Source organism: Streptomyces sp. TE5632 (assembly GCF_054061295.1).
The window spans coordinates 5,535,089-5,561,450 of sequence record NZ_JBSSEA010000003.1; the positions used below are offsets into that span (position 1 = coordinate 5,535,089).

The 26,362-nt window shown below is 71.8% G+C and carries 21 protein-coding genes; 7 read left to right on the forward strand and 14 right to left on the reverse strand.

The window, feature by feature from the left end; all coding sequences use genetic code 11:
- The first annotated feature begins 347 nt into the window (after positions 1 to 347).
- On the forward strand, positions 348 to 3,083 hold the full coding sequence (locus ACVW19_RS30400) for an ATP-binding protein (protein WP_457463428.1): 2,736 nt from the start codon (positions 348 to 350) through the stop codon (positions 3,081 to 3,083).
- Between the two features lie 30 nt (positions 3,084 to 3,113).
- On the opposite strand, the gene pcaDC is transcribed toward ACVW19_RS30400, so the two are convergent.
- Genes pcaDC through pcaH form a run of 4 tightly spaced genes read right to left on the reverse strand, consistent with a single transcriptional unit; the run spans position 3,114 to position 6,986 of the window.
- On the reverse strand, positions 3,114 to 4,241 hold the full coding sequence (gene pcaDC / locus ACVW19_RS30405; RefSeq protein WP_457463430.1) for a bifunctional 3-oxoadipate enol-lactonase/4-carboxymuconolactone decarboxylase PcaDC: 1,128 nt from the start codon (positions 4,239 to 4,241) through the stop codon (positions 3,114 to 3,116).
- Positions 4,238 to 5,599, reverse strand: coding sequence for a 3-carboxy-cis,cis-muconate cycloisomerase (pcaB, locus tag ACVW19_RS30410; RefSeq protein WP_457463431.1), 1,362 nt, complete (start codon positions 5,597 to 5,599; stop codon positions 4,238 to 4,240). Before pcaB ends, pcaDC begins: the two co-directional genes overlap by 4 nt.
- Entirely contained in the window at positions 5,596 to 6,201 is a 606-nt protein-coding gene (gene pcaG, locus ACVW19_RS30415; protein WP_457463433.1) for a protocatechuate 3,4-dioxygenase subunit alpha, read from the reverse strand. Before pcaG ends, pcaB begins: the two co-directional genes overlap by 4 nt.
- 5 nt (positions 6,202 to 6,206) lie before the next feature.
- The gene (pcaH, locus tag ACVW19_RS30420; RefSeq protein ID WP_457463434.1) at positions 6,207 to 6,986 is read right to left on the reverse strand and encodes a protocatechuate 3,4-dioxygenase subunit beta; all 780 of its coding nucleotides are present in this window, start codon (positions 6,984 to 6,986) and stop codon (positions 6,207 to 6,209) included.
- Between the two features lie 367 nt (positions 6,987 to 7,353).
- Here pcaH and ACVW19_RS30425 point away from each other — a divergent pair, with 367 nt between their 5' ends.
- The gene (locus tag ACVW19_RS30425) at positions 7,354 to 7,812 is read left to right on the forward strand and encodes a MarR family winged helix-turn-helix transcriptional regulator (RefSeq protein WP_457463436.1); all 459 of its coding nucleotides are present in this window, start codon (positions 7,354 to 7,356) and stop codon (positions 7,810 to 7,812) included.
- 59 nt (positions 7,813 to 7,871) lie between these two features.
- Here ACVW19_RS30425 and ACVW19_RS30430 read toward each other — a convergent pair whose 3' ends face one another.
- On the reverse strand, positions 7,872 to 8,900 hold the full coding sequence (locus ACVW19_RS30430) for a DUF3048 domain-containing protein (protein WP_457463438.1): 1,029 nt from the start codon (positions 8,898 to 8,900) through the stop codon (positions 7,872 to 7,874).
- Positions 8,901 to 9,144: 244 nt separating this feature from the next.
- Between ACVW19_RS30430 and ACVW19_RS30435 the strand changes: the two genes are divergently transcribed.
- The gene (locus ACVW19_RS30435) at positions 9,145 to 10,335 is read left to right on the forward strand and encodes a zinc-dependent alcohol dehydrogenase (protein ID WP_457463439.1); all 1,191 of its coding nucleotides are present in this window, start codon (positions 9,145 to 9,147) and stop codon (positions 10,333 to 10,335) included.
- A gap of 97 nt (positions 10,336 to 10,432) precedes the next feature.
- Here the strand turns inward: ACVW19_RS30435 and ACVW19_RS30440 are convergent, their stop codons facing one another.
- Entirely contained in the window at positions 10,433 to 12,586 is a 2,154-nt protein-coding gene (locus ACVW19_RS30440; protein ID WP_457464847.1) for an OmpL47-type beta-barrel domain-containing protein, read from the reverse strand.
- Positions 12,587 to 12,630: 44 nt separating this feature from the next.
- Positions 12,631 to 15,150: a ThuA domain-containing protein gene (locus ACVW19_RS30445; protein WP_457463441.1), complete on the reverse strand. Its 2,520-nt coding sequence runs from the start codon at positions 15,148 to 15,150 to the stop codon at positions 12,631 to 12,633.
- A 259-nt stretch (positions 15,151 to 15,409) separates the two neighbouring features.
- Here ACVW19_RS30445 and ACVW19_RS30450 point away from each other — a divergent pair, with 259 nt between their 5' ends.
- The 3 genes from ACVW19_RS30450 (at position 15,410) to ACVW19_RS30460 (ending at position 17,954) form a co-directional block, all read left to right on the forward strand.
- Positions 15,410 to 16,393, forward strand: a complete 984-nt coding sequence (locus ACVW19_RS30450) for a multicopper oxidase domain-containing protein (protein WP_457463443.1) — start codon at positions 15,410 to 15,412, stop codon at positions 16,391 to 16,393.
- An 82-nt stretch (positions 16,394 to 16,475) separates the two neighbouring features.
- Positions 16,476 to 17,516, forward strand: a complete 1,041-nt coding sequence (locus ACVW19_RS30455; protein ID WP_457463445.1) for a LacI family DNA-binding transcriptional regulator — start codon at positions 16,476 to 16,478, stop codon at positions 17,514 to 17,516.
- 192 nt (positions 17,517 to 17,708) lie between these two features.
- A complete protein-coding gene (locus tag ACVW19_RS30460; RefSeq protein WP_457463447.1) occupies positions 17,709 to 17,954 on the forward strand; it encodes a WhiB family transcriptional regulator in 246 nt (81 codons plus the stop codon).
- Between the two features lie 63 nt (positions 17,955 to 18,017).
- Here ACVW19_RS30460 and ACVW19_RS30465 read toward each other — a convergent pair whose 3' ends face one another.
- From ACVW19_RS30465 to ssgD, 5 genes are all read right to left on the reverse strand, one after another.
- Entirely contained in the window at positions 18,018 to 18,992 is a 975-nt protein-coding gene (locus tag ACVW19_RS30465; RefSeq protein ID WP_457463449.1) for an acyl-ACP desaturase, read from the reverse strand.
- 144 nt (positions 18,993 to 19,136) lie between these two features.
- Positions 19,137 to 19,913 carry a dimethylargininase gene (ddaH, locus tag ACVW19_RS30470; protein ID WP_457463451.1) on the reverse strand — a complete coding sequence of 259 codons (777 nt, stop codon included), beginning with the start codon at positions 19,911 to 19,913 and terminating at the stop codon, positions 19,137 to 19,139.
- Positions 19,914 to 20,134: 221 nt separating this feature from the next.
- Complete coding sequence (locus tag ACVW19_RS30475; RefSeq protein ID WP_457463452.1) at positions 20,135 to 21,751, reverse strand: ABC-F family ATP-binding cassette domain-containing protein; 1,617 nt, start codon at positions 21,749 to 21,751, stop codon at positions 20,135 to 20,137.
- Positions 21,752 to 22,054: 303 nt separating this feature from the next.
- Positions 22,055 to 23,275 carry a GDSL-type esterase/lipase family protein gene (locus ACVW19_RS30480; protein ID WP_457463454.1) on the reverse strand — a complete coding sequence of 407 codons (1,221 nt, stop codon included), beginning with the start codon at positions 23,273 to 23,275 and terminating at the stop codon, positions 22,055 to 22,057.
- A gap of 79 nt (positions 23,276 to 23,354) precedes the next feature.
- Positions 23,355 to 23,771, reverse strand: a complete 417-nt coding sequence (gene ssgD / locus ACVW19_RS30485) for a spore wall synthesis regulator SsgD (protein ID WP_457463455.1) — start codon at positions 23,769 to 23,771, stop codon at positions 23,355 to 23,357.
- 232 nt (positions 23,772 to 24,003) lie between these two features.
- Here ssgD and ACVW19_RS30490 point away from each other — a divergent pair, with 232 nt between their 5' ends.
- Positions 24,004 to 24,711, forward strand: a complete 708-nt coding sequence (locus ACVW19_RS30490) for an endonuclease V (protein WP_457463456.1) — start codon at positions 24,004 to 24,006, stop codon at positions 24,709 to 24,711.
- Here ACVW19_RS30490 and ACVW19_RS30495 read toward each other — a convergent pair.
- The gene (locus ACVW19_RS30495; protein ID WP_457463458.1) at positions 24,708 to 24,914 is read right to left on the reverse strand and encodes a hypothetical protein; all 207 of its coding nucleotides are present in this window, start codon (positions 24,912 to 24,914) and stop codon (positions 24,708 to 24,710) included. The two genes, ACVW19_RS30490 and ACVW19_RS30495, sit on opposite strands and share 4 nt — an antisense overlap.
- A 94-nt stretch (positions 24,915 to 25,008) precedes the next feature.
- On the reverse strand, positions 25,009 to 26,205 hold the full coding sequence (locus tag ACVW19_RS30500) for a saccharopine dehydrogenase family protein (protein WP_457463460.1): 1,197 nt from the start codon (positions 26,203 to 26,205) through the stop codon (positions 25,009 to 25,011).
- Positions 26,206 to 26,362: the final 157 nt, after the last annotated feature.

A 26,362-nucleotide genomic window follows, 5' to 3' on the forward strand; every position in this document is an offset into this window, starting at 1 on the left:
CGTCACCTCCGGTGACCGGCCACCCTCTGCCCCGGCCCCGCCCCGACCGGCCACCCCGGCCCCGGACACCCTCGGTGCACCCCCGGCAGGGCCGGCGCGCCGCCGCCTCACCGCAGGCTTTCCCCTGCCCCGTCGCGCCCCTGTGAAACTGATCCGACGCTCCGTCACCATCGCTTTCCCTTAAGGCTGTTGACTCCGGACGCCCAGGTGGGCGGCGGGACGCGTCGACCTCTGTACCGCGTGTCACCCGTCACGGCAAGAGCGGGCGCGGTACTGCTCCATCAGGGCTGCCGGAGGACTACGCTCGACGCCTGTACGTCGTTCGGGCGACTTGGGGAGGCAGCGGGATGACGGAGGTACGGCCCACGGGCGAGGCCCCGCCCTCCCTCTGGGAGCGGGACGAGGAGATCGCCGCCATCACGGCGGTGGTCGACACCCTGTGCGCGGACCGGTCCTCACCCGGCGACCTGCTGGTGCTCCGGGGCGAGGCGGGGCTCGGCAAGACCGCGCTGCTCGCCGAGACACGGCGCATCGCCGAACAGCGCGGCTGCACCGTCTGGTCGGCCCGCGGCGGCGAGACCCTGCGCTCCGTCCCCTTCAACGTCGTGCGTCAACTCCTCCAGCCCGCACTGGTGTCGATGCTGCCGGAGGAGGTCCGCGAGTACCTCGGCGACTGGTACGACATCGCCGGCCCGGCCCTCGGCGTCGCGGAGCCCGGCGACCGGCACATCGACCCGCAGGGCGTCTGCGAGGGGCTGGTCGCCGCGGTGCGACGGCTGGCCCGCCGGGACTGGCCGCTGGTGCTGACCATCGACGACGCCCACTGGGCCGACCAGGAGACCCTGCACTGGCTCGCCGTCTTCGCCGAACGCCTGGCGGAGGTACCCGTCCTCGTCGTGGTCTCCCGCCGGCCGGGCGAGGTCTCCGGGGTGAGCGCCCGCCACCTGGACGCCGTCGCCGAGGCGGCCGACCACCCCGTCACCGTCCTCAGCGCCCTGACCCCGCTCGCCACGGCCGGACTCACCCGCGCCACCCTGGGCGAGAACGCGGACGCCGCGTTCTGCCGCGAGGTGTGGGCCGTCACCGGCGGCAACCCGTACGAGACCGTCGAACTCCTCGCCAAGGTCCGGGACAGCGAACTCGAACCCGTCGAAACCCACGCGGGCGAACTGCGCGCGCTGAACCGCTCCGCCCGCGGCGGCGGACTCGTGGCCCGCCTGGAACAACTCGGCATAGACTCCACCCGGTTCGCCTGGGCCGCCGCCATCCTCGGCACCGACATCACCGTCGAGCTGGTGGCCCGGCTCGCCACCCTGAACCGTGACGACGCCGTCCGCTGCGCCGAACTCCTGCGCGGCGCCCGCATCCTCACCGTCCCCGACCCCGGCACCGGCCGTACCGGAGTGGCCGACCTCGAGTTCGTCCACCCGCTCATCGCCACCGCCGTCTACAACTCCATCCCCGACGCCCTGCGCCGGGCCATGCACGGCATCGCCGCCCGGATCGTCACCGACTCCGGACACGGCGCCGCGTCCGCCTCCCGGCACCTCCTCGAGGTGCACCCGGACGACGACGAGGAACTCGTGTGGCAACTGCGTGAGGCCGCCCGCGAACACCTCGCCACCGGCGCCCCGGACGCGGCCCGCCGCTGCCTGGAACGCGCGCTGGAGGAACCGCCCCGCCCCGAGGTGCACGCGCACGTGCTCTACGAACTGGGCTGCGCCACCTTCCTGACCGCACCCGCCCGGACCATCGGCCATCTGCGGACCGCACTCGGCATGTCCGGCCTCGACGGCGACGCACGGGTGGACGCCGTGGTCCGGCTCTCGCAGGCGCTGCTGCACAACAACCAGACGGAGGAGGCCCTCCGCACCGTCGAGGCGGAGGCCGCCCGGCTGGAGCCGGGACCCGCCCGGATGCGGCTGCAGGCCGTGCAGTTCATGTGGGAGGGCATCCACGCCGGCGAGACCCCCGCACCCGGCCGCAGCGAACGCCTGGCCGCCCTCGCCGCCACCTGCACCGGCCGCGACAACTCCGAGCGCGCGCTGCTCATCCTGCGCGGCTTCGACGCCATGATGCGCGGCGAGAACGCCGAGGAGGTCGCCGAGATCTGCGACCGCGCCCTCGTCAACGGCCGCCTCGCGCCCGGCCTCGGCTGGACCGACTCCGAATGGGGCGTCGAACTGCTGCTGATGCTCGCCGGGGTCTACGCCTACACCGACCGGCTCGACCGCGCCGAAAGCCTCTACAACGAGGCCCTGCGCGCCTACGAGACGGCAGGCTGGAGCGGCGGTCACCTGGCCCTCGCCCACGCCTACATCGGTCTCGGGCACCGCAGGCGGGGCCGTCTGGCGGCGGCGGAGAAATCGTTGCGCGAGTCCCTGCGTCTGGCCGAACGCGTCGGCCGCGGTCTGCCCCTGTACTGGACGGCGACCTGCAACCTGGTCGACACCCTGCTCGCCCGCGGGCACGTGGACGAAGCCCGGGCGGTCGCCGAACGGCACGGCTTCGCACCGCCCTACCCGTCCACCATCGTGCTTCCCGACCTCCGCTCGGTGCGCGGCAGACTGCTGCTCGCGGTCGGCCGCACCGAGGACGGCGTCAACGAACTGGAGGCCGCCGAGAAGGCGGCGGCCGCCCGCGGCCACCACAACCCCGTCCACGTCTTCTGGGCCGCCGACCTGGCCCGCGCCCTCGCCGGGACGGACCCGGCCCGTGCCGCCCGGCTCGCCGTGGAGTACCGCAGGCAGGCCGAACGCTTCGGCACGGACACCGCCGTGGGGGAGGCCCTGCGCTGCGCCGCCGCCCTGGAGACCGGCCAGCGGGCGGTGCGGCTCGCCGCCCGGGCCGTCGCCTACCTGGAGTCCTCGCCCTGCCAGTACGAACACGCCACCGCCCGCGTCGAGTACGGCATCCTCGCCCGCTCGAGGACCGACCTGGAGCGCGGTCTGGCGCTCGCACGGTCCTGCGGCGCGGACGGGCTGGCCGCGCGGGCCCGGGCCGAACTGGCCTCGGTCACCGGACAGGCGTCGGCCGCCGCGCCGGCCCCGACCGCCGGGCGGGTCGCGGACAACCGGCCGTAGCGCCCCGCCCCGGCACGGGCCCCGGGCCCGTCACGACGTGCCGTCGGTCTCCTCCGCCAGTACCCGCTGGGCCGTGGCGAAGGCCGAGTTGGCCGCCGGTACGCCGCAGTACACCGCCGTCTGCATCAGCACCGCTCCGATCTCCTCGGGGGTGAGCCCGTTGCGCAGTGCCGCGCGGACGTGCATGGCCAGCTCGTCGTAGTGGCCGTGCGCGACCAGCGCGGTGAGCGTGATCATGCTGCGTTCGCGGCGGGTGAGCGTCGGATCGGTCCAGATCTCGCCCCAGGCGTAGCGCGAGATGAAGTCCTGGAACCGCGCGGTGAACGCCGTCTGCCGGGCCTGGGCCCGGTCCACGTGCGCGTCCCCGAGGACCTCGCGCCGTACCCGCATCCCGCTGAGCGCGTCCCCGCCGAAGTGGGCCCGCAGCGCCGTCAGCACCGCCTCGGGACGCTCCGCCGGCGCCAGATGAGAGGCACCCGGGATCTCCACGAGCCCCGCGCCCGGCACCGCGTCGGCGATCTCGCGCAGATGCGCCGGGGGCGTCGCCGGGTCCTCCCGGCCGGCCACCAGCAGGGTCGGCACCCGGATCTGTGCGAGGTGCTCCCGCAGATCGAACGCGGCCAGCGCGTCACAGCAGGCGGCATACGCCCCGGGATCGGCGTCCCGGTGGTCGCGGACCAGCTCCGGCACCGTGAAACCGGGCGTGAACCAGCGGGCGTCCGCATTCTCCGCGAGTCCCGAAAGACCCTCGCTCCGTACCAGCGCCGCCCGCTCCTCCCACGCCTTCGCGCCGTTGAAGTGCGCCGAGGAACAGATCACGGCCAGGGACGACACCCGCTCCGGGTGACGCACGGCCAGTTCCAGTCCCACCGCGCCGCCCAGCGACACGCCCGCATGGGCGAACCGCTCGATGCCGAGCGTGTCGGCGAGCCCGATCACCAGATCCGCCAGCTCACCGACGGTCGCGCCGGGACCGATCAGCCCGGCCGCCGAACCGCCGTGCCCCGGCAGGTCCCAGCGGACCACCCGGTGCGTGACCGACAGCTCGGGCGCCACCTTGTCCCACAGCGCGTACGACGTGCCCAGCGAGGGGCCGAGCAGCAGCGGGGGAGCGGAACTGGGCCCCTCAATAAGGTGGTTGAGGACGGTGTCGGTCACGAGCGCTCCAGTGCACGGTCGGTGAGAGGTCCGGCGGAACCGGTGTAACGGGTGGGATCGGTCGCGGCGGCGATGTCAGCGATGTCGGTGTGCTTCAGTTCCGGAAGTTCGGCCGACTCGACCTGTTCGGCGAGGAGTTCACCGAGGTCGCGGCCCTCGGCGTAGGCGCGCCGCGCCAGGCGGGTGAGCAGTTCCTTCGCCCGGCCGCGGCCGAGTACGGGCGCCAGCTCCACGGACAGCCGCTCGGAGACGATCAACCCGTGGGTGAGGCCGAGGTGTTCGCGCATCACGTCCGCGTGCACCCGCAGCCCCTCGGAGAGTTCGGCGGCGTCCCGGGCCGCTCCACCGGCCAGGCGGAGCAGGTCCCGCAGCGGTTCCCACTCGGCGTGCCAGGCACCGGCCGGCCGCTCGTCCTCGGCCACCAGTGAGCCGTACAGCGTGGCCGCGAGCTGCGGTGCGCGCCGGGCCGCCGCCGCGATCAGCGTCGAACGCACCGGGTTGGCCTTGTGCGGCATGGCCGAGGAGCCGCCACCGCTGCCCTCGGAGAGCTCCGCGATCTCGGTGCGGGAGGAGGTGAGCACGTCCGCCGCGAGCTTGCCCAGCGCCCCGGCGGTGAAGGCGAGGGCGCCGGCGAGATCGGCGACCGGAGTGCGCAGCGTGTGCCAGGGGAGAGCGGGCGGGCACAGTCCGAGCTCCCGGGCGTAGAGCGCGGGGAGCGCGGTCGCGTCCGTCGCCCCGTACGCCGTGAAGGCCGCCAGGGTCCCGGCGGCACCGCCGAGTTGGGCCGGCAGCGAGGCGCGTACGGCCGTCGCCCGGTCGCGGGCGTCGAGCACCAGCGACCGCCACCCGGCGGCCTTCAGCCCGAACGTCGTCGGCACCGCGTGCTGGGTCAGCGTCCGCCCCGGCAGCACCGTGTCGCGGTGCTCGGCGGCGAGACCGGCCAGCGCCCGCTGACAGCGGTCGAGGTCGTCGAGGAGCGGGCCCAGGGCGCGGTGGGCGACCAGCATCATCGCCGTGTCCATGATGTCCTGGCTGGTCGCACCCCGGTGCACGGAGGGGCCGTGCTCCTCGCCGACCGCCCGGGTCAGATCCGCGACCAGCGGGATCACCGGGTTCCCGCCGCCCCGCGCACGCTCGGCGAGGGACGCGGGATCGAAGCGCCCGGGGTCGGCGGCCACCTCCGTGACCGCCGCCGCGGCCTCGGCGGGGACGAGCCCCGCGGCGGCCTGCGCCCGGGTCAGCGCGGCCTCGGCGTCCAGCAGCGCCCGCAGGACGGCGCCGTCGTCGGTCTCGGCGGCGGCCGGGGAACCGGCCCACCCGGGGGCGAGCAGGCCGGTACCGGTGTCGGGTGATGTCACTGGAACTCCAGGAAGACCGTCTCGCCCTCGCCCTGAAGGCGGATGTCGAAACGGTACGTCCCGTGGCCCTCGTCCACCGCGATCAGCGTGTCGCGGCGGTCCGCGTCGAGCCGGGACAGCAGCGGGTCCGCCGCGAGCACGGCCTCGTCGCCGGGCAGGTGGATCCGGGTGAACAGATGCATCAGCAGGCCCCGCGCGAACACGCACACACTGAGGTACGGCGCGTGCCGGCCCCGCGCCCCCGGCCGCAGCGTGCGCACGTACCAGTGGCCGTCGGCATCGGTCTGGATCCGGCCGAAGCCGGTGAACTCCACCCCGTTGCGGCCCAGGAAGTCGCCGCTCGCCGGGTCCCGCCGCATCGAGCCGTCGGCCGTCGGCAGATTGCCCTCCGGATCGGCGCCCCACACCTCCAGCAACGCGTCCGGCAGCGGCTTGCCCTCGCCGTCGTACACGTACCCGTGCACGGTGACGGTGTCCGGGTGGCCGAGCGGCGCGATGTCCTCGCCGCCGCGGAAGGGCAGCGCGTAGCCGTAGAACGGGCCGACGGTGTGCGAGGGGGTGGGCAGCACGTTCTCCGGGCTGCTCGTGTCGATCTTCGTCATGGTGGTCAGCGCCCTTCTTCCATCCAGGTGGCCCGCGGTCCGTCGAGCACGATGTCCCAGTGGTAGCCGAGGGAGAACTCCGGCACCGACAGGCTGTGGTCGTAGGTCGCCACCAGCCGCCGGCGGGCCGCGTCGTCGGTCACCGACTGCAGGATCGGGTCGTAGGGGAAGAGCGGGTCGTTCGGGAAGTACATCTGCGTCACCAGCCGCTGGGTGAAAGCCGACCCGAAGACGGAGAAGTGGATGTGCGCCGGGCGCCACGCGTTGACGTGGTTGCGCCACGGGTACGGGCCCGGCTGGACGGTCGTGAAGCGGTAGAAGCCGTCGGCGTCGGTCAGGGTGCGGCCGGCGCCGGTGAAGTTGGGGTCCAGCGGGGCGTCGTGCTGCTCCCGCTGATGGGCGTACCGTCCGGCCGAGTTGGCCTGCCAGATCTCCACCAGCTGGCCGCGCACGGGACGCCCGTCGCGGTCCAGCAGCCGTCCGGAGACGGTGATGCGCTCACCGACGGGCTCGCCGTCGTGGTGGCGCGTGAGGTCGTTGTCGACCACGGTGATGTCCCGCTCACCCCAGGCGGGGGAGGACAGCTCCACCAGCTCCGGGTCCTTGGACACGTCGACGGCGATCGCCGGCTGCCTGGGGTGGCGCAGCACCGAGGAGCGGTACGGGGCGTAGTCGCGGCGGGGATGGTGCTCGACCGGGGCGCCGCCCGCCACCCGCTTCTCGTACGCGGCGTGCTCGGCCGTGATCTCCTGGTCGATGTCGTGCTGGGTGAGTGCGTTCGTCACGACAGTCCCTCCACAACGGTCGGTCCGGCTCCGGCCGGGGCGGTGATCCCCCCCGACCACCTCCGCCACTGCCTCCGCGGCGGAGGCCAACACCTTGTCCATCGGGAAACCCCTTCCCTTCCAGTCCGGCCGACCGGGTGCGCACCGGTCCGCGGCCGTGTGTCGTCGGCACCGAGATAATCAGGGCACTGAGTATTTTCGCAGCAGTCCTTCACGCTGCCATCACTGGGTCGAGGCGTCAATACCCTCTTCTGTCCAGCGATGACGTCTTCAGGAGGCGATGTCCTCAGGAGCCGCAGACAGGTCCGCCCTCGCACGGGTATTGTTCAGTGCACCAACGAAACGACGTGAGGCAGTGGGGGCGTACATGGCAGCGGTGGACCTCACCAGCCATCCCGGGCATCTGGCCCGGCGGCTCCAGCAGGCGCACCACCTGCTGTGGAACACGATGGTCTCCGAGGAGATCACCTCGCCGCAGTTCGCGGTCCTCAACGCGCTCGTAGCCGAGCCCGGCCTGGACCAGCGCACGGTGGGGGAGCGGGTGGGACTCGACCGGTCCACCGTCGCCGAGGTGATCGGCCGGCTCCTCCGGCGGGACCTGCTCGACAAGGTCCGTGATCCGCAGGACGGCCGCCGCTTCCTGCTCCGGCTCACGGACGACGGCCTGCGCGCCCACCGCAAGCTGGTGGTGCGCACCGCCCGGATGAACCAGGTCTTCCTGGCCCCGCTGGGTGACGACGAGCAGGCCGCCTTCTTCGAGCTGATCCGCCGGGTGGCGGACGCGGCCGAGGGGCTGCGCCATCCCGCCGCCCCGTCGAACCGGTGACACGGTGACGCGGTGCCGCGGTGCCGCAGTCGCGACGCCGGGTGACGGACCCGCGCTGATCAGGGGGCCTTCGCGTAGACCACCCACACCTGCCCCCGCGCGAAGTTCACCGGAGCGCCGTCGTTCGTCGTGAACGAGGTGCCGTCCGTGGCGTCCGGCCGGCTCCAGCGGACCTCGTGGGCGCGCCCGTCGCGCAGCACGGTGGCCTCCCCGGAGCCCACCGTCTCGGTGTACGGCGTGTTGTTGCCGAGGTAGTCGCGGTAGTCGGAGGGGCGAACGGTCACGTACTGCACGACGACGGTCGCGGGCGCCAGCCGCTCGCCCCGCGGGGTGACCGCGGGATCGCCGTCCATCGAGACCAGCCAGCGGTCGCGGGCGTCGGACCAGGTGAAGGCGAAGCGGGCCGCCGGATAGCGCACCGTGTGCGTGGCCTCGGGTGTGCCGCCCCGGGGCGGCGGACCGTGGTGGAAGCCGGTGGTCAGTGCGGACCGGCCGGGCGGGTCGTCCAGGAGCCGCCGGGGGTGGAGATAGAGGTTGTGCGGGGAGGACCGGTCGGTGGCCCGGCCGTAGACGCCCGCCTTGGAGCCGGGCGTCCCCGGGGTCAGGGCCTCCAGCGGTGCCTCGTCGATCAGCGGCAGCAGTCTGCTCTGCGCCCCGGAGAACGCCAGGACCGGCCGGTCGAACTGGCGCAGCAGCTCCAGATCGGCCTCCCGGGCGCTGCGCACCGGCCCCACGGACTCGGGCAGCCGGGTGGCGTAGACCGCCATCAGCCGGCTCAGCCCGCCCTCGACCTGCTCGACGTACACCACGTCCGCCGCGTCCAGGCCCGTCTGCGGCCGGGCCGCGGGAGCGTTGTCGAGCTTCACGGCGAGCACCGGAGGGCTGCCGGTCCCGTCCGGCCGCGGTTCGAGCGGCGACGGCCAGGGCTCTCCGCGGCCGTCGTCGACCGGGCTGTCCGAGGCCGTGCAGCCGGCCGCCAGACCGGCCGTCAGGAACACCGCCAGCAGTGCTCCCGCCGTTGCCGTGCGCCGTGTACGTGTCGTGCGCCGTGTACGTGCCGCGCGTCGTGTGCGCGTCCCTCGTCCCATGCCCACCGTCGCCACCCTGCCTGCCCTGAATCATCAGTTGTCTTGATTGTGCGCTTTTCCGATCGTCGGTGGCCATCGCTGATCAGCGGCGGTCCCGCGCGGTGGCTTCCGCCGATCGGCCCAGTGGCGCGGTTCGGCACGGGCCGCTCGGGTACCCGGGACCCCGCACGAAGAAGCCACGGAGAAGCCACGGAGAAGCACAGCGGCAACGGCACACCGGCCACCACGAAGGGAGCGGGCGGCGATGAGGGCAGTGACCTGGCAGGGAAAGCGGGACGTGAGGATGGAGAACGTGCCCGATCCCCGGATCGAGGAACCCACGGACGCCGTCATCCGGATCACCTCCACCGGCCTGTGCGGCTCCGACCTGCATCTGTACGAGGTGCTCACCCCGTTCATGACCCCGGGCGACATCCTCGGCCACGAGCCGATGGGCATCGTCGAGGAGGTCGGCGCCGCCGTACCGGACCTCCAGGCCGGCGACCGGGTCGTGGTGCCGTTCCAGATCGCCTGCGGCAACTGCTGGATGTGTCTCACCGGCCTGCCCACCCAGTGCGAGACCACTCAGGTCAGCGCCGAGGGCATGGGCGCGGCCCTGTTCGGCTACACCCGCCTCTACGGCGCGGTGCCGGGCGGCCAGGCCGAGTACCTGCGGGTCCCGCAGGCCCAGTACGGCCCCATCAAGGTCCCCCAGGGACCGCCCGACGACCGGTTCGTCTACCTCTCCGACGTGCTGCCCACCGCCTGGCAGGCGGTCGCCTACGCCGATGTCCCGAAGGGCGGCAGCATCGCCGTGCTCGGCCTCGGTCCCATCGGCGACATGGCCTGCAGGATCGCCCGGCTCAAGGGAGCCGACCGGGTCTTCGGCGTGGACCTGGTCCCGGAACGCCTGCGCCGGGCGCGTGACCGGGGCGTGGAGACCTTCGACCTGCGCTCCTTCGACGACGAGAAGGAACTCGTCACCGCCATCCGCGACCGGACCGACGGCCGCGGTCCCGACGCCGTGATCGACGCCGTCGGCACCGAGGCGCACGGCAGCGCGGCGGCCCGCATGGTGCAGAACGCCTCCGCGCTGCTGCCCCGCAAGCTGAGCGGGCCCCTGGCGGAACGCTTCAGCGTCGACCGCCTCGCCGCCCTCCACACCGCGATCGAACTCGTGCGGCGCGGCGGCACCATCTCGATCACCGGCGTCTACGGCGGCATGGCCGACCCGATGCCCATGCTCACCCTGTTCGACAAGCAGATCCAGATGCGCATGGGGCAGGCGAACGTACGCCGCTGGAGCGACGAGATCATCCCCCACCTCACGGACGACGACCCCCTCGGCGTCGAGGACTTCGCCACCCACCGCGTACCGCTGTCGGACGCACCCCGGGCCTACGAGATGTTCCAGCACAAGCAGGACGGCGCGGTCAAGGTGCTCATGCAGCCGTGAGGTCCGGGCAGGGCCGGGAAGCCGCAGACCCGCGGCTTCCCGGCCCTCTGTCGGCCGGGTCCAGCTCGACTCGACTCGGTTTCCGGTCAGTGCCGTCTCACGGCAGTTCCTTGATCCGGACGTCCCGGTACGAGACCACGTCGGTGGTGCCGTGGACCTGGAGCCCGACGTAGCCGGAGGCGAACCGCCGTCCGTCCGTGCCCGGGTCGTCCGAGCGCGGCGGGGTGAAGTCCTGACCGCCGTTGTTGTCGAACTCGTTGATCAGCACACCGTTGCGGTAGACCGCGTAGTGCTGGTCCACCACGCGGATCTCGTAGTCGTTCCAGGTGCCCTTCTGCGTCACGCCCGCACCGGCCAGGCCCACCCGGTCGAAGCCGTAGACCGAGCCCGTCTTGTACATGTCGCCGGTGGGGGAGTCGAACACCTGCACCTCGTGCCCGTACTTGATGGCGACCCACTCCGGCCGCGTCTCCTCCGGGTGGTCGTGCACCTGCGGGAACCGCACGAACACACCGGAGTTGGCGTTGCCGGTGCCCGGTGCGTCGTCCCGCCACTGCAGCTTCAGCGAGAAGTCGCCGTACTTGCGCTCGGGGAACCACAGCATGCCGAGTCCGGCCCTGGTGGTGCCGGAGGTGATCGACCCGTCCGGGTTCAGAGCGAACGAACCCCCGCCCACCTGCTGCCACTTGGCGAACGACTCCGCACTGCCGTCCAGGATCGTGCGGTAGCCCTCGGTCCGGCCCGGCGTACCGATCCCGGACTGGCGGGCCGCCTGGTTGATCGCCCGGTACTCCCGCTGGTCGACGACTCCCTCCTTCTTGAGCTTGTCCAGCACGCCCCTGACGTGCTTCAGGAACAGCGCGTGGGACGTCCACTCCTTCTCGTCCTCGATCAACTCGCCCACCCGGCAGCGGTTGTTGGTGACCCGGTTGGGCACACCCGAGTCGACCTCGCCGACGAACACCGTCAGCCGCTCGTCGAACTCCGGGCAGGGCGGCGGGGGAACCTGGCCCGACACGACCGTGAAGCTCACCGTGAGCGGGGCGGAGGTGTTGCCCGCCTTGTCGCTCGCCCGGTACGCCAGGGTGTGCCTGCCCGCCCGGTCGACGACCACGGGCGCCGTGTACGCCAGGTAGGGCCCGCCGTCGAGCGAGTACTCGATGCCGGCGACGCCGGAACCGGGCCCGTCGGTGGCGCTGACGGTCACCCTCGCGCTGCCGACGTACGCCCCGGCGGAGTTCTTCGAACCCTCGACGGTCACGCCGGTCACCGGCGGGGTGGTGTCCTGCGGGGGCGCGGAGACGACGGTGAACCCGACGCTCTTCTCGGCCGCCGCGTTGCCCGCCTTGTCCGTGGCGCGGTAGCGCACGGTGTGCGTACCGACCTGATGCACCATCACCGGGCCGGTGTACGCCCGCCAGGCGCCGGAACCGATCGCGTACTCGATGGTGTTGACACCGGAGCCCGTGTCGGAGGCGGTGACGGTGACGGTCGCCATGTCGATGTACGCGCCGTCGGCGTTCTTCTCACCGTCCACCGTCGCCGAGGTCTCCGGTGCGGTGGTGTCGTCCGTCGGCGGGGCGACGACGGTGAACCCGACGTTCCGCTCCGCCGAGACGTTGCCCGCCTTGTCCAGGGCGCGGTAGCGCACCGTGTGCGTACCGACCTGGTCGACGACGACCGGCGCGGTGTACGGCTGCCAGGCTCCGTCGGCGCCGATCGCGTACTCGATCCGGTCCACGCCCGAGCCCTCGTCGGTCGCCGTGACGGCGACACTCGCCGAACCGACGTAGGCGCCCTCGGCGTTCCGCGCGCCGGTCACCTCCGCACTCGCCTCGGGCGCCGTGGTGTCCTCACCGCTGCCCTCGGTCACCACCAGGATGCCCTGCATCTGACCGTGGCCGGGGATCGTGCAGTGGTAGAAGTAGCGGCCCGGGGTGAGCGTGACCTCGGCGGTGTACCGGCCTTTCTGGGCGTCGTTGGGGTTGGCCAGGATGTTGAGCTGGACGTCGTCGTTGAACTCGGGGTCCGAGGTGACGAACGTCAACGTGTGCGGCATGCCGGTGGTGTTGCCGGTGGCCACGCTGTTCTCGAAGACGATCGTCGCCGGTCCGGCCACCGCGGTCGCCGGTGCCGAGAGGTACTTGTCGATGTCGTTGCCCGCGGTCCAGGTGAGCACCTGGTCCGCCGCCTCGGCCCCGGGGGCCTCGGTGTCGTCGGCCGCAGAGACGGTCTGCAGCCCGAGCGTCATGAGCAGGGCGGCCAACAGGGCGGCCCAGAATCTACGTTGCCGTATCACTCGGTTCCCCTCGCCAGCTGACCGGCGGCCGGGGTCGGGCCGCCGCCCTTGTAGGTGACCCGCCACAGAGCGGACTTGGCGTCCGAGGTGAAGAAGCCGCGGCCGTAGTCGAGGACGTACAACGCGCCGTCCGGACCGAACTTCCAGTCCATCAGGTTCTTGATGCCGTCGTTTCCGATCGGCACGATCTTCTTCAGGGACTCCGAGTGCACCGGCAGTCCGCCGTCACCCTGGGTCCTCGGGTTCATGAGCACCGCGTTGCGCGGCTGGTCGGCGTCGTAGAAGTCGCCGACGAACCACTTGCCGTCCCAGTAGGCCGGCCACTTGGTGTCACTGCCGTTCGCCTCGTCGAAGCGGTAGACGGGCCCGTTCATCGCGGCCTGCCCGCCGCCCTTGAGCCAGGGCAGCTCGTAGGTGGTCTCCTCCTGCTTGTAGGAGGGGATGCCGTTTACGTCCCGGGGGAAGACCGGGCCGCCGCCCTGCGGCGAGTACCAGATGTTGTTGCCGGTCACCGGAGGCAGGTTGACCAGGCCGTCGTTGTTCGGCGACTCGTTCTTCGGGCGGTCGCAGTCGTACCAGCCCAGCGGCTGGGACGGATCGGGCAGATTGCGGTCCCGGTAGGGCTGCTTGTCGCCCATGCAGTACGGCCAGCCGCGGTTGGACGCCTTGGTGATCGCGGCGAAGGTGTCGTACTTGGCCGGGCCCCAGGTCGTCGACGGCTGCCCCGCGTCCGGACCGACCCAGCCGGCGTAGAGCACGTCGGTCACCGGGTCGACGAAGATGCGCGCCGGGTTGCGCACACCCATCACGTAGATCTCGCCGCGCGTCTTGCCGCCGCCCTCGGCGCTCTCCTTGCCGGTGAACAGATTGCCCTCGGGGAGCGTGTACGTCCCGTCCGGCTCCGGGTGGATGCGCAGGATCTTGCCGTTGAGGTTGTTGGTGTTGCCGGCCGTGCGGCGCGCGTCCGCGAAGGAGACGCCCCTGAAGTTCGGCTCGGGGTTGTTGCCCGAGTAACCGCCGCTGAAACCGCTGGAGTTGTTGTCACCGGTGGCGATGTACAGGTTGCCCTTGGAGTCCCAGGCCAGCCCGCCGCCCGCATGGCAGCAACTGTGGATCTGCACCGGCCAGTCGAGCAGCACCTTCTCACTGCGCAGGTCCAGCTTGCCGGTGGACTCGTCGAACGTGAAGCGGGAGACCCGGCGGTCGGCCATGCGCTTGACGCGGTCGATCTCCGAGTGGGGGGTGTAGTGCAGATACACCCACCCGTTCCGCTCGAACGCCGGGTCCAGCTCGATGCCGAGCAGCCCCTCCTCGACCTTGACCAGTTCGTCGCCGCCGCCCTTGTTCCCGAAGACGGTGAGTGCGCCGGCCAGGGTGACCTTCCCGGTCTTCGGGTCGTAGACGTGGATCTCGCCCTTGCCCTTGCCGATGTCGGGGTTGTTCCAGTCGGTGATCACCGGCTGGGAGGAGTCGGCGCCGCCGCGGCCGATGTAGAAGACGCGGCCGTCGGGGGCGGTGACCAGTCCGTGCGGCTCGCCGATCTGGTCGTTCTGGCCCGGCTGGTTGGGCCGGGTGAGCCGCTCCGCCGCGTAGTTGCCGTTGATGGTCGCCTTGCAGTCCGCCTGGACGAGCCGAGTGGTCCACAGCAGGGCGCCGCGCAGGTGGTCACGGAAGTCGGTCTCGTCGTACGACGACACCGTGCCGCCCATCCCGGTGTAGAAGGACCGGCCGCCGTCGTAGTCGCGGCACCAGCTCACCGGGTGGTCCGCGCCGTTGGCGCTCGATCCGGGCCGGTAGGTCGACTCGCGGACCCTGGCCACGGTGTGCACCTCGCCGGACGGGTTCTTCGTCCAGTTCAGCCACTTGTCGGGCCGCTTCCACTCCTGCGGCAGGCTCTTGGTCGCCGGATGCCGCCGGTCGCCGACCTCGACGGTCGCGCGCTGGACCCCCGCCGGGCCGGACGCGGCCGGACGGGCGCCGATGAGACCGGTGAACCAGTCCGAGTACGGCTCCGCGCGGGCCGCGTCATGAATGCCGACGAACCCGCCGCCGGCCTCCATGTAGGCCTCCAGGCCCGCCTCCTGGGCCGGATCCAGGACGTCCCCGCCGCCGGTGAGGAACACGATCGCGTTGAAGCGGCCCAGCCTCTTGTCGTTGGTGAAGACCGAGGCGTCGTCCGTCGCGGTGACCTCGAACCGCTGGTTCGCCGGGCCGGACAGCCCGATCTTCTCGATCGCCTCGATCCCGGCGTTCACCACCGGGGACTCGTCACCGGCCGCGGCGGAACCGTGGAAGAGCAGCACCCGCACGTCCGCGCCGCCCGGAGGCGACTTGATCGACATCGTTGTCAGGGCCGGGTCGTCGTCCGGGCGTGCGCTGGCGGCGGGACCCGACAGCAGTCCGGCGGCGACGACTCCGGCGGTGACGGTCGCCGCCCACGCCCTTCGTCCCGCTCCGGTCCTTCTCGCGCTTCTGGTGCTTCTTGTGTTTCTTGTGCTCAACCCCTTTAAGCGCATGGGTTCTTGATGCGATGTGAACCGCATGTGGCCACCCACCCCTCTTCGGTCGCAGCGACAGCGTCAAGGAAGCTAGACCGCTTTGCGCCACACGCCAATACCTATGGCCGCAATGAAACGAACTTTGTCCCGAGTGTGGATAAACGAGAGGGTGACCGGTACGGTTTTCCAGGTTCATGACAGCAACATCACGGCCATTGTGCTCACGTCTCTCACAGATCCGCACCATCAAGTCCCTTACCAGTAGGGAGAGTTCGGCATGCAAAGACGCGACTTCAACCGGCGGGTGCTGCTGGGCGGCGCGGTCGTCGCGACATCGATGTCCCTGGGGCCCGAGGCGGTCAGCGCCGCCACGCCGGCGAAGACCGCGCCCGCCGGCGGCGAGGTGAGGCGCATCAAGCTGTACGCCGAACGACTGAACGGCGGAGGGATGGGCTACGGCCTGGAGAAGGGCAAGGCGTCCGTCCCCGGCCCCCTGATCGAGCTCAACGAAGGCGACACGCTGCACATCGAGTTCGAGAACACCATGGACGTGCCGGTGAGCCTGCACGTCCACGGCCTGGACTACGAGATCTCCAGCGACGGCACCAGGATGAACCGCAGCGACGTCGCGCCCGGTGACACCCGCACCTACACCTGGCGCACCCACAAGCCCGGACGGCGCCCGGACGGCACCTGGCGGTCCGGCAGCGCCGGCTACTGGCACTACCACGACCACGTCGTCGGCACGGAACACGGCACCGGCGGCATCCGCAACGGCCTGTACGGCCCGGTGATCGTGCGGCGCAAGGGAGACGTCCTGCCGGACCGGACGCACACGATCGTCTTCAACGACATGACGATCAACAACAGGCCCGCCCACACCGGCCCCGACTTCGAGGCCACCGTCGGCGACCGTGTCGAGATCGTCATGATCACGCACGGCGAGTACTACCACACCTTCCACATGCACGGTCACCGCTGGGCCGACAACCGGACCGGCATGCTCACCGGCCCCGACGACCCGAGCCAGGTCATCGACAACAAGATCGTGGGCCCGGCGGACTCCTTCGGCTTCCAGATCATCGCGGGGGAGGGGGTGGGGGCGGGCGCCTGGATGTACCACTGCCACGTCCAGAGCCACTCCGACATGGGGATGACCGGGATGTTCCTGGTGAAGAAACCGGACGGCACGATCCCCGGCTACGAGCCGCACGAGCACGGTCACGGGCCCGCGGGGGAGGGCGAGGCGCACGAGCACTGACGGGGGCACCCGCGAGAGCGCTCTCACCTCTGCCGCGACCGGGGCTATCCTGATCCGCAGCCGCAGGTGAGGAGCCGCCGACGTGACCGAGACAGTGCCGCGCCCCACGCTGGAGGCCGTGGCCGCGCGGGCCGGGGTCTCGCGGGCCACCGTCTCCCGCGTGGTCAACGGTGCCGACGGCGTCACCGAACCCCTGGCCGAGCGGGTCCGGCAGGCGGTGGACGAACTCGGCTACGTGCCCAACCAGGCAGCCCGCAGCCTGGTGACCAACCGCCACGACGCCATCGCCGTCATCGTCGCCGAACCGGAGAGCCGCGTCTTCTCCGATCCCTTCTTCGCCCGCCAGCTGCGCGGCATCAGCAAGGAGCTGACGGCGCACGACAACCAGCTCGTGCTGCTGCTCACCGAGGGCCGTGCCGACCACGCCCGGGTCGCCCGCTACCTGGCCGGCGGCCATGTCGACGGCGCGCTGGTGTTCTCGCTCCACCTCGACGACCCGCTGCCCGAACTGATCCAGCGCGCGGGCGTCCCGACGGTGTTCGGCGGCCGGCCCGGCTGGTCCGGCGGCAGGGACGGGGTCGTGTACGTCGACAGCGACAACCGGGGCGGCGCCCGCGACGCCGTACGGCACCTGCTCGGCCTCGGCCGCAACCGGGTCGCGCACATCACCGGTGCCCTGGACCAGACCTCGGCGGTGGACAGGCTGGACGGCTTCCGGGACGCCGTGGTCGACGCCGACCCGCGGCTCGTGGTGGAGGGCGACTTCACCGTGGCCGGCGGCGAGCGGGCGATGCGGGAACTCCTGGAGCGCTGCCCCGGCCTGGACGCGGTGTTCGCCGCCAACGACCTCACGGCTGCGGGCGCGCTGCGGGTGCTGCGCGAGCACGGGCGGCGGGTACCGGACGACGTGGCGGTGGTCGGCTTCGACGACATGCTGCCGTTCGCCGAGCAGACCGACCCCCCGCTGACCACGGTCCGCCAGGACATCCTGGAGATGGGCCGGCTGATGGCCCGTCTCCTCCTGCGCGGACTCGACCGCACCGCCCGCCCGCACGACACCGCGGGAGGCGACCCCGCCGGCGTGATCCTCCCGACGACGCTGGTGCGCCGCGCCTCCGCGTGACATGTCTCCGCGCGCCGCCGTGCGTTCCGGCGTCCGCGCGGGCATCGTTCCTGCGGTGTCCTGCGGTGTCCTGCGGTGTCCTGCGGTGTCCTGCGGTGTCCGACGGTGGCCGGTGGAGGCCTGCGGTCCTCGGCGTGGCGCGTTGATCCGGCGTTGATCGAACGTTTTTCGACGGTCGGCACGCTTTCGGTCATGCACATCGACACCATCGCGTCGCCCGAACTCGCCTGGCAACAGGAGGCCCTGTGCGCGCAGACCGGAGGCGACTTCTTCTTCCCCGAGCCCGGCAGTTCGGTACGTGAGGCCAAACGGATCTGCGGTCTGTGCCCCATCCGCGCCACCTGCCTCGACTACGCCCTGACCAACGACATGCGCTTCGGCGTCTGGGGCGGACTGTCGGAGAGGGAACGGCTGGAGCTACGGCGTACGTCTCGCTAGACAGAACAGCGGGCCGCCCGGTCTGCCCGGGGCGGCCCGCCGGTGTCTGCGGGGAGTGCGGGGTCAGCCGGCCGCGCGCGCCGCCATCCGGGCCTTGCGGGCGGCGAGCTTCTCGTCGAACTTCGCCGCCTCGGAGTCCAGACCGCCGAGGAACATCCCGAGCTCCTCCTGGGCCTGACGGCCCTCGGCGCCCAGCCCGTCGATCTCCATGACCTTCAGGTGGCGGATCACCGGCATGAGCACGTCGTCGTGGTGGATGCGCAGGTTGTAGACCTCGCCGATCGCCATCTGCGCCGCCGCCCGCTCGAAGCCGGGAATGCCGTGCCCCGGCATCCGGAAGTTCACCACGACGTCCCGCACCGCCTGCATCGTGAGGTCGGGGGCGAGCTCGAACGCCGCCTTGAGCAGGTTGCGGTAGAAGACCATGTGAAGGTTCTCGTCGGTCGCGATGCGGGCCAGCATCCGGTCGCAGACCGGGTCACCGGACTGGTGGCCGGTGTTGCGGTGCGAGATGCGGGTGGCCAGCTCCTGGAACGCGACGTAGGCGATCGAGTGCAGCATCGAGTGGCGGTTGTCCGACTCGAAGCCCTCGCTCATGTGGGACATGCGGAACTGCTCGAGCTTGTCCGGGTCCACCGCCCGCGAGGCGAGCAGGTAGTCCCGCATCACGATGCCGTGCCGGCCCTCCTCCGCGGTCCAGCGGTGCACCCAGGTGCCCCAGGCGCCCTCCCGGCCGAACAGCGTGGCGATCTCGTGGTGGTAGCTCGGGAGGTTGTCCTCGGTCAGCAGGTTCACCACCAGGGCGATCCGGCCGACCTCGGTGACCTTGGACTGCTCCTTCTCCCACGCCTCGCCGTCCTCGAAGAAGCCGGGGAAGTTACGGGCGTCGCTGAACGGCACGTACTCGTGCGGCATCCAGTCCTTGGCGACCTTCAGGTGTCGGTTGAGCTCCTTCTCGACCACTTCCTCCAGCGCGTACAACAGCCGGGCGTCGGTCCACACGGCCGGGCTGCCGAGGTGGGGAGAAGTGATCGACATGGGGTACTCCAGGGGGGACGGGGACAGACAGGAGTCGTCGACGGGCGGCGCCGACAACCTACGGGATCGTAGGCTACGAAAGCGTAGGTTACGAAACCGTAGGTTAAGGGCACTGTAAAGGCCGCAGATCAGGAGGGTCACCCGTCAGGCGTACAGGTCCCGGAGTCGGACCGAGAGGCAGGTGACGCAGCCCTCGAGCTTCTCGAACTCCCCGATGTCCACCGGCACCGGCGCGTAGCCGAGGTCCGCGAACAGCTCCGCGGTCTTCGGCGCGCTCGCCGCCATCAGCAGCCGGTCCCCGCCGAGCAGCACCACGTGTGCACCGGACTCCTCCGGCACCGGCAGGAAACGGGGGAACAACGACGGCGCGTCCAGGTTCGGGACGTGGCCGACGACCGTCCCGTCCGGCAGCGCCGTCACCGCCGACTTCAGGTGCAGCACCTCGTTCACGGGCACGGCGACGACCCGGGCGCCCAGCGGTTCGAACGTCGCCCGGAGCTGCTGGATCCCGGCCGCGTCGGTTCTCCCGCCCCGGCCCACGTACACGGTGTCGCCGATCTTGAGCACGTCCCCGCCGTCCAGGGTGCCCGGCTCCCGGATCCAGTTCACCGAACAGCCCAGCGCGGTCACGGCCTCCTCGACCCCGACGGTCTCCGCGCGCCGGGACTCGGCACCGGACCGGGCGATCAGGGCCACGTTCCGGTACATGACGACCGTGTCCTCGACGAACACGGAGTCGGGGCAGTCGTCGGCCGGATCCACCTCGACCGTCTCCCAGCCGTGGCCGCGCAGCGCCTCGGTGTACGCCTCCCACTGCTCCAGCGCGCGACCGACGTCGACGCCCTCCCGCTCGATGTGTGTCACCAGCCCTTCGGCCAGTCGGGGGCCGGGACGGCGGACGAGGGCCTTCTTGCTGGGCACGAGCGTGACTCCGTATCGGACGGGGCAGTCTGGCACCGTCACCGAGGGCGCCGGTGGGCCGGCCGGTCTCCCACGGATGACGGCGCAGCCATCATGCAGGGAGAAGCCGGTCGGGGCCACCCCTGGCGGCGGTGAGATCTACCGCCGGTAACCAGCCGGGCCGTCCTGGTCCATGCCGTCCTGGTCCATGCCTGCGGAGGGCCATGCCTGCGGAGGGCCGGTCAGCCGACGGCGTCCGGTGTGGTCTCCCTCAGTTCTCCCTCCTCCAACAGCAGCCATCGCGTGATCCCGACCGACTCCAGGAACGGCAGGTCGTGGCTGGCCACGATCAGCGCCCCCTCGTAGGACTCCAGGGCCGTGGTGAGCCGGCGGACGCTCGCGATGTCGAGGTTGTTGGTCGGCTCGTCCAGCATCAGCAGCTGGGGCGCGGGCTCGGCCAGCATCAGCGCGGCCAGTGCCGCCCGGAAGCGCTCGCCGCCGGAGAGCGTCAGCGCCTTCTGGTCGGCGCGGGCACCCCGGAACAGGAAGCGGGCGAGCCTCGCCCGGATCCGGTTGTCGGTGGCACCCGGCGCGAAGCGGGCCACGTTCTCGGCGACGCTGAGCTCGCCGTCGAGGACGTCGAGCCGTTGCGGCAGGAACCGCAGCGGTACCTGTGCCGTCGCCTCGCCGGACACCGGCGAAAGCTCGCCCGCGACGGTGCGCAGCAGCGTCGTCTTGCCCGCGCCGTTGCGCCCGATCAGCGCGACCCGCTCGGGGCCCCGCAGCTCGAAGTGGCCCTCCACCCGGGCGCCGTAAGCCAGTTCCAGACCCCTGAGGGTGAGGACGGTGCGCCCCGGTGGTACGGCGGTGTGCGGCAGGTCGACACGGATCTCGTCGTCGTCCCGTACGGCCTCCACCGCCTCGTCGAGTCGCTCCTTGGCTCCGGCGAGCTTCTCCTCGTGCATGATGCGGTGTTTGCCCGCGGACTCCTGTGCCGCGCGCTTGCGGGCGCCCATCACGATCTTCGGTTCGCGTTTGCTGTCCCACATCTTCTGCCCGTACCGCTTGCGGCGGGCCAATTTGACCTGGGCGTCCGCCAGTTCGCGCTTCTGCTTGCGCAGATCCGACTCGGCGGCCCGCACCGTGCGTTCCGCCGCCTCCTGTTCGATCGTGAGCGCCTCCTCGTAGGCCGAGTAGTTGCCGCCGTACCAGGTGACCTCTCCGGAGCGCAGATCGGCGATCTGGTCGACCAGCTCCAGGAGGTCGCGGTCATGGCTGACCACGACCATGAGGCCCGGCCAGTCCTCGACGGCCGTGTACAGCCGTCTGCGTGCGTACAGGTCGAGATTGTTGGTGGGCTCGTCGAGCAGCAGCACGTCGGGCCGGCCCAGCAGCAGCGCGGCCAGCCGTAGCAGCACCGACTCGCCGCCCGACACCTCGCCGATGGTGCGGTCCAACCCGATTTGTCCGAGGCCGAGTTCACCGAGGGTGGCCAGGGCGCGTTCCTCCACGTCCCAGTCGTCGCCGACGGTCTCGAAGTGCGCCTCGGCCACGTCGCCCGCCTCGATGGCGTGCAGTGCGGCGCGCTGCGCGGCGATGCCGAGAGCGTCGTCGACCCTCAGCGCGGTGTCGAGCGTCACGTTCTGCGGCAGGTACCCCACCTCGCCGGCGACGCGTACGGCGCCGGCGGCCGGCCGGAGTTCACCGGCGATGAGCTTCAGCAGGGTTGATTTTCCTGACCCGTTGACGCCGATGAGTCCGGTCCGGCCGGGACCGAAGGCGGCGTCGAGGCCCTCGAAGACGGGGGTGCCGTCGGGCCAGGTGAAGGACAGGGAGGTACAGGTGATGGATGCGGGCATACGGGCCTCCGCGCGGTTGCGTGATGCGGTCGGGTGCGAACGCGTATCGAGACACCGCGGGACGACAGGCCGGGCGGGAGGGTCCGGGCATGAAAAAAGCCCTGTTCCGCAAGGACGGCTCGTACGCCGAGGTCGCACGCGACGTGCACACCACACAGGTGTGACGCGGTGTCTCAGGACCTCAGACGAGCAACGTCCCTCTCCGATCGACGGCAACAGAAGCGTTATGAACGGTACGAGAGGCCCGATTCGCTGTCAACGCGATTTCGGAGCGGCGGACGGGCGGCCAGGAAGCCGGGCGGTTCAGCCGGCGAACGGCCCGCCGTCGCCGAAGGCCAGCTTCGCGAAGCGCTCGCCGATGCGACGGTGCGTGGCGGCGTCCGGGTGCAGCGCGTCGGGCAGCGGCAGCTCGGCGTGGTCCGCCTCGCCGTAGAGCTCGCGACCGTCCAGGTAGTACAGGTTCGGGTCGTCGGCGGCCCGCTGCTCCACCAGCCGGGCCAGCTCCTCCCGTATGACGTTGAGGGTGAGCTTGCCGGCGGCCCGTTCCTCGGGGTTCCCCATGGCCGCGAACCGGAGCCGGCCCTCGCCGATGGTGCTGAAGTCGGGGACGCTCGGGCCCGGGGTGTCCTCGTGGAGGGGGCACAGGATCGGCGAGACGACCAGCAGCGGCGTCGTCGGATGGCCGTCGCGGATGGTGTCGAGGAAGCCGTGCACCGCCGGTGCGAAGGCACGCAGCCGCAGCAGATCGGCGTTGACCAGGTTGATCCCGATCTTGACACTGATCAGGTCCGCGGGGGTGTCCCGCATCGCCCGCGCGGTGAACGGGTCGAGCAGCGCGCTGCCGCTCAGCCCCAGATTGACCAGGTCCACCCCGCCGAGGGAGGCGGCCAGCGCCGGCCAGGTGGTGGTCGGGCTCGCGGCGTCGGACCCGTGGCTGATCGAGCTGCCGTGGTGCAGCCACACCCTGCGGTCCCCACCGGCCACCGGCTCCACGGGGGCGTCGGTGCGCAGGGCGATCAACTGGGTCATCTCGTTGTGCGGGAGCCAGATCTCGACGCGCTTGTCATGGTCCGGAAGCCCGGCGAACCGGGCGGTGCCGACGGGGCCCGGCCGCAGGTCGGCGGAGCCCGTGGCCATGTCCACCAGCATGACGTTCCCACCGGTGACCTCGGTCTGCCCGGCCGGTTCGCCGTCGATCAGCAGGTCGTAGAGGCCGTCCGGACGGGGCGGGGCGCCCTCGTAGGCCATCTTGGTGCGGAGCGCGTCCAGCTCGATGGCGGTGGCCCGGGTGCGGAACACCAGCCGGACGCCGGAGGGTTGCGCCTCCGCCATGTTCAGCTGACCGTCGGCACCCTGCGCGCGGGCCCGGGCGGGCAGCCGGTGCGGTTGCACTCCCCGCGCGGTCCGCTCCAGTTCGAGCGCGCCGCGCAGCAGCTCCTCGGTGAGCGGGGTGGTGATCCAGCCCTCTGCCGGGGGTGTCGGCGTGACGCCGGGGGCGGGGTCGCGGGGGACAGGGGTATTCATGATCGCAGGCTGTCAACCGGGTGGGCGGTCCGCAAACGCTTTTCCGGGCACGGGCGCCCGGCTCGCCCCACGCCGGGGCTCAGCAGGCGTCGCGGATCAGTTCCGCGAGGTCGTGGTCCAGGTCGAACTGAAGGTGCTCCAGGCCGACCGGCACGAGTTCGCCGGCGGCCTCGAGGAATCTGCGGATCTCGCCCGAGCGGACATGGACGACGGCGGTTCCCTCGGGCGCGTGGAACTCCAGCACCGTCCGGTCGTAGCCGTACGGCCGCACCCGTACGTCGCCGTGGCCCTCGGGTTCGTGCAGCCCCGCGGAGAGCAGTTCGCGGGCGAAGGTCCAGCAGACCTCGACGCCCTCCAGGGTGGCGGGGGCGGGGAAGGTCATACGCACGGCGAACGGGTCGCTCCGGTCGTAGTGCAAAGTGGCGGGAATGCTCGGCATCCGCGGCGCGGCGGCGACGAGCCGGGCTTCGACGGGCTGCTCGATGACGGTGGACAACGCCTTGCTCCCTCGTGACGGCTGAACGACGGCTGAACGGCTTCCGGGCGGATAGGGCGGCCTACTCAAAGAGACGACGGAATCAGCCAATCCGTGCCCACCAGAACAGAGTGACCTCTGTCACCGCCTTCATGCGTCCGAGTGGCCGAAGTCTCCCGGCGGGTGGTACACGCGGCCTGCGCGGGACCCGCCCCGCCGCGAAAGACCCCGGGCCCGTAGGCTCGTCGCCACCATGACGAACGTACGCATCCCCGCGGACTGGCCCACGACCGAGGAGCAGGCCCGCGCGGTCCAGGACGGACTGCGCGGGCGGGTGGTGCTCGACGAGCCCGGCCCGCCGCCCGGAACGGGCCGTGTCACCGGGGTGGACGTGGCGTACGACGACGAGCGGGACCTCGTCGCGGCGGCGGCCGTGGTCCTGGACGCGGGCAGCCTGGAGGTCGTGGCCGAGGCCACGGCCGTCGGCCGGATCTCCTTCCCGTACGTTCCGGGCCTGCTCGCCTTCCGGGAGATCCCCACCGTCCTGGCCGCCCTCGACGCCCTGCCGTGCCCGCCGGGACTGGTCGTCTGCGACGGCTACGGACTCGCCCACCCCCGCCGCTTCGGTCTCGCCAGTCACCTCGGGGTGCTCACCGGACTGCCGACGATCGGCGTCGCCAAGAACCCCTTCACCTTCACTTTCACGACCCCGGCGACCCCGCGCGGCAGCACGGCTCCGCTGCTCGCCGGGGCCGAGGAGGTCGGCCTGGCCCTGCGCACCCGGGACGCCGTCAAGCCGGTCTTCGTCTCGGTCGGCCACCGGGTGACCCTCGCCAACGCCCGCGCCCACACCCTCGCGCTGACCCCCGCGTACCGTCTCCCGGAAACCACCCGCAGAGCGGACGCCCTGTGCCGCCGGGCCCTGCGGGAGGCGGCGGAGGCGGCGGGCGCCGGCGCCTAGGCGGTTTCCTGCCGCTCGTCCTGCTCGACGCGCCAGCGTCCCACCTCGCGGTACTCCGAGTCGTAGATCTCCGCTTCGTCCCCGGGCTTCATCGGGTAGTGGCGCAGGTTCCCGCCCCAGTACCGCAGAATCCGCCCCAGCTCACCCGCGGGATTTTCGGCCAATGCCTCGTCGTCCATGCTCACTTCGAGAAGGAATCGCATACCCTCGATTGTTTCATTGAACTCCCCTTTGAGACTTGGGTGAAAGGCGTGGTCGGCCTGCGGGAGACGAGCATCGAAAAGTCTCAACCCGGGCTCAGGACGGGCGGGTCGCGGCGACGCGGAAGCGGATGCCCGCGGCCCGCAGCCGCTCGATCAGCGCGTCGCCCATCGACACCGCGGTGGTGACCTGTCCCGAGGCCGGCGGGAGGTCGTCGAGGGCCAGGCAGAGCGCCGCCTCGGCGAGCATCTTCGCCGTCTCGTCGTAGCCGGGGTCGCCGCCCGCGACCTCCGTGTAGACCCGCCGTCCGCCGCCCTCGCCCACGAAGCGGACGGTGAACCAGCTCCTGGCGCGCTTCTCGGGTCCCGGTCCGTCACCGGGTGCCAGCCGGTCGGACAGACGGCGCCGCAGGGGCGGCAGTTGGGCCGCCGCGACCAGCGCGGCCACGGCCGCGACCCCGCCCACCGCGAACGGCAGGTGCCGGACGGCCGCGTAGTGCCGGTAGCGGAAGTCGGGCCCGTACCGGTCGAGCGCCTTCGCCGACCGGCGCACGATCCGCGCGTCGATGGTCGGCAGGGGCAGCGCCCAGGCGCCGACCTCGGGGGCGTAGCGCGGCCCGCCCGACGGCGCCGACACCCGGCGCCCCATCAGCCGCGGCTCGTGCCGCAGCCGGTCCCGGGCCGCCGCGCGGAGCTGCCGGGGCCGGGCGAACTGGCCCAGCGCCGAGGCGAAGGTCCCGCCCGAGAAGGTGGCGTCGGCGGTCACGAAACCGTCCACCGTCAGCGGCACCCCCTCCGGCAGCTGCCGCACGGTGAAATACGCGCCCAGGTCGTGCGGAACCGAGTCGAAGCCGCAGGCGTGCACCAGGCGCGCGCCGGTCTCCCGCGCGCGTGCGTCGTGGCGGACGTACATCAGGTCCACGAACTCCGGTTCACCGGTGAGGTCGAGGTAGTCGGTGCCGGTGTCCGCGCAGGCGGCGACGAGTTCCTCGCCGTAGGTCACATAGGGGCCCACGGTCGTGGCCACCACACGCGCGTGCTCGGCGAGCGTGCGCAACGAGGCCGGGTCGGACACGTCCGCCCGCAGCACCCCGATCTCCGGCGCGCCGGAGGACCGTTCCAGCCGCTCCCGCAGGCGCTCCAGCTTCTCGGGGGAACGGCCCGCGATCGCCCAGCGCAGACCGGAGGGCGCGTGGGCGGCGAGGTACTCGGCGGTGAGCGTCCCGACGAAGCCGGTGGCTCCGAAGAGCACGATGTCGTAGGGACGGCCGTCCGTCCCATTCATCCTGTTCATGACACCCCTTGTCGTGGCGCCCCTCGTGATCGTGGCGCCCCTGGCTCCGTGGTCGTGCCGCTGTCGGTGGCCGAGGCTAGCGTGAGGTGTGCGGAACCCGATGACCGCGGTGGAAACGCCGCGCCGAGCGGGAGCACGGCGCGGACCGCACCGTAGA

What these genes read in the sequence shown, in the direction of transcription:
- ACVW19_RS30460 (WP_457463447.1), top strand. Translation starts at nt 17,709, where the DNA reads ATGCACATCGACACCATCGCGTCGCCCGAACTCGCCTGGCAACAGGAG.
- ACVW19_RS30430 (WP_457463438.1), bottom strand. Translation starts at nt 8,900, where the DNA reads ATGGGACGAGGGACGCGCACACGACGCGCGGCACGTACACGGCGCACG.
- ACVW19_RS30495 (WP_457463458.1), bottom strand. Translation starts at nt 24,914, where the DNA reads ATGCGATTCCTTCTCGAAGTGAGCATGGACGACGAGGCATTGGCCGAA.
- ACVW19_RS30425 (WP_457463436.1), top strand. Translation starts at nt 7,354, where the DNA reads ATGGCAGCGGTGGACCTCACCAGCCATCCCGGGCATCTGGCCCGGCGG.
- ACVW19_RS30490 (WP_457463456.1), top strand. Translation starts at nt 24,004, where the DNA reads ATGACGAACGTACGCATCCCCGCGGACTGGCCCACGACCGAGGAGCAG.
- ACVW19_RS30465 (WP_457463449.1), bottom strand. Translation starts at nt 18,992, where the DNA reads ATGTCGATCACTTCTCCCCACCTCGGCAGCCCGGCCGTGTGGACCGAC.
- ACVW19_RS30440 (WP_457464847.1), bottom strand. Translation starts at nt 12,586, where the DNA reads ATGACGCTCGGGCTGCAGACCGTCTCTGCGGCCGACGACACCGAGGCC.
- ACVW19_RS30480 (WP_457463454.1), bottom strand. Translation starts at nt 23,275, where the DNA reads ATGAATACCCCTGTCCCCCGCGACCCCGCCCCCGGCGTCACGCCGACA.
- ACVW19_RS30475 (WP_457463452.1), bottom strand. Translation starts at nt 21,751, where the DNA reads ATGCCCGCATCCATCACCTGTACCTCCCTGTCCTTCACCTGGCCCGAC.
- ACVW19_RS30445 (WP_457463441.1), bottom strand. Translation starts at nt 15,150, where the DNA reads ATGCGCTTAAAGGGGTTGAGCACAAGAAACACAAGAAGCACCAGAAGC.
- ACVW19_RS30435 (WP_457463439.1), top strand. Translation starts at nt 9,145, where the DNA reads ATGAGGGCAGTGACCTGGCAGGGAAAGCGGGACGTGAGGATGGAGAAC.
- ACVW19_RS30450 (WP_457463443.1), top strand. Translation starts at nt 15,410, where the DNA reads ATGCAAAGACGCGACTTCAACCGGCGGGTGCTGCTGGGCGGCGCGGTC.
- ACVW19_RS30400 (WP_457463428.1), top strand. Translation starts at nt 348, where the DNA reads ATGACGGAGGTACGGCCCACGGGCGAGGCCCCGCCCTCCCTCTGGGAG.
- ACVW19_RS30500 (WP_457463460.1), bottom strand. Translation starts at nt 26,205, where the DNA reads ATGAACAGGATGAATGGGACGGACGGCCGTCCCTACGACATCGTGCTC.
- pcaG (WP_457463433.1), bottom strand. Translation starts at nt 6,201, where the DNA reads ATGACGAAGATCGACACGAGCAGCCCGGAGAACGTGCTGCCCACCCCC.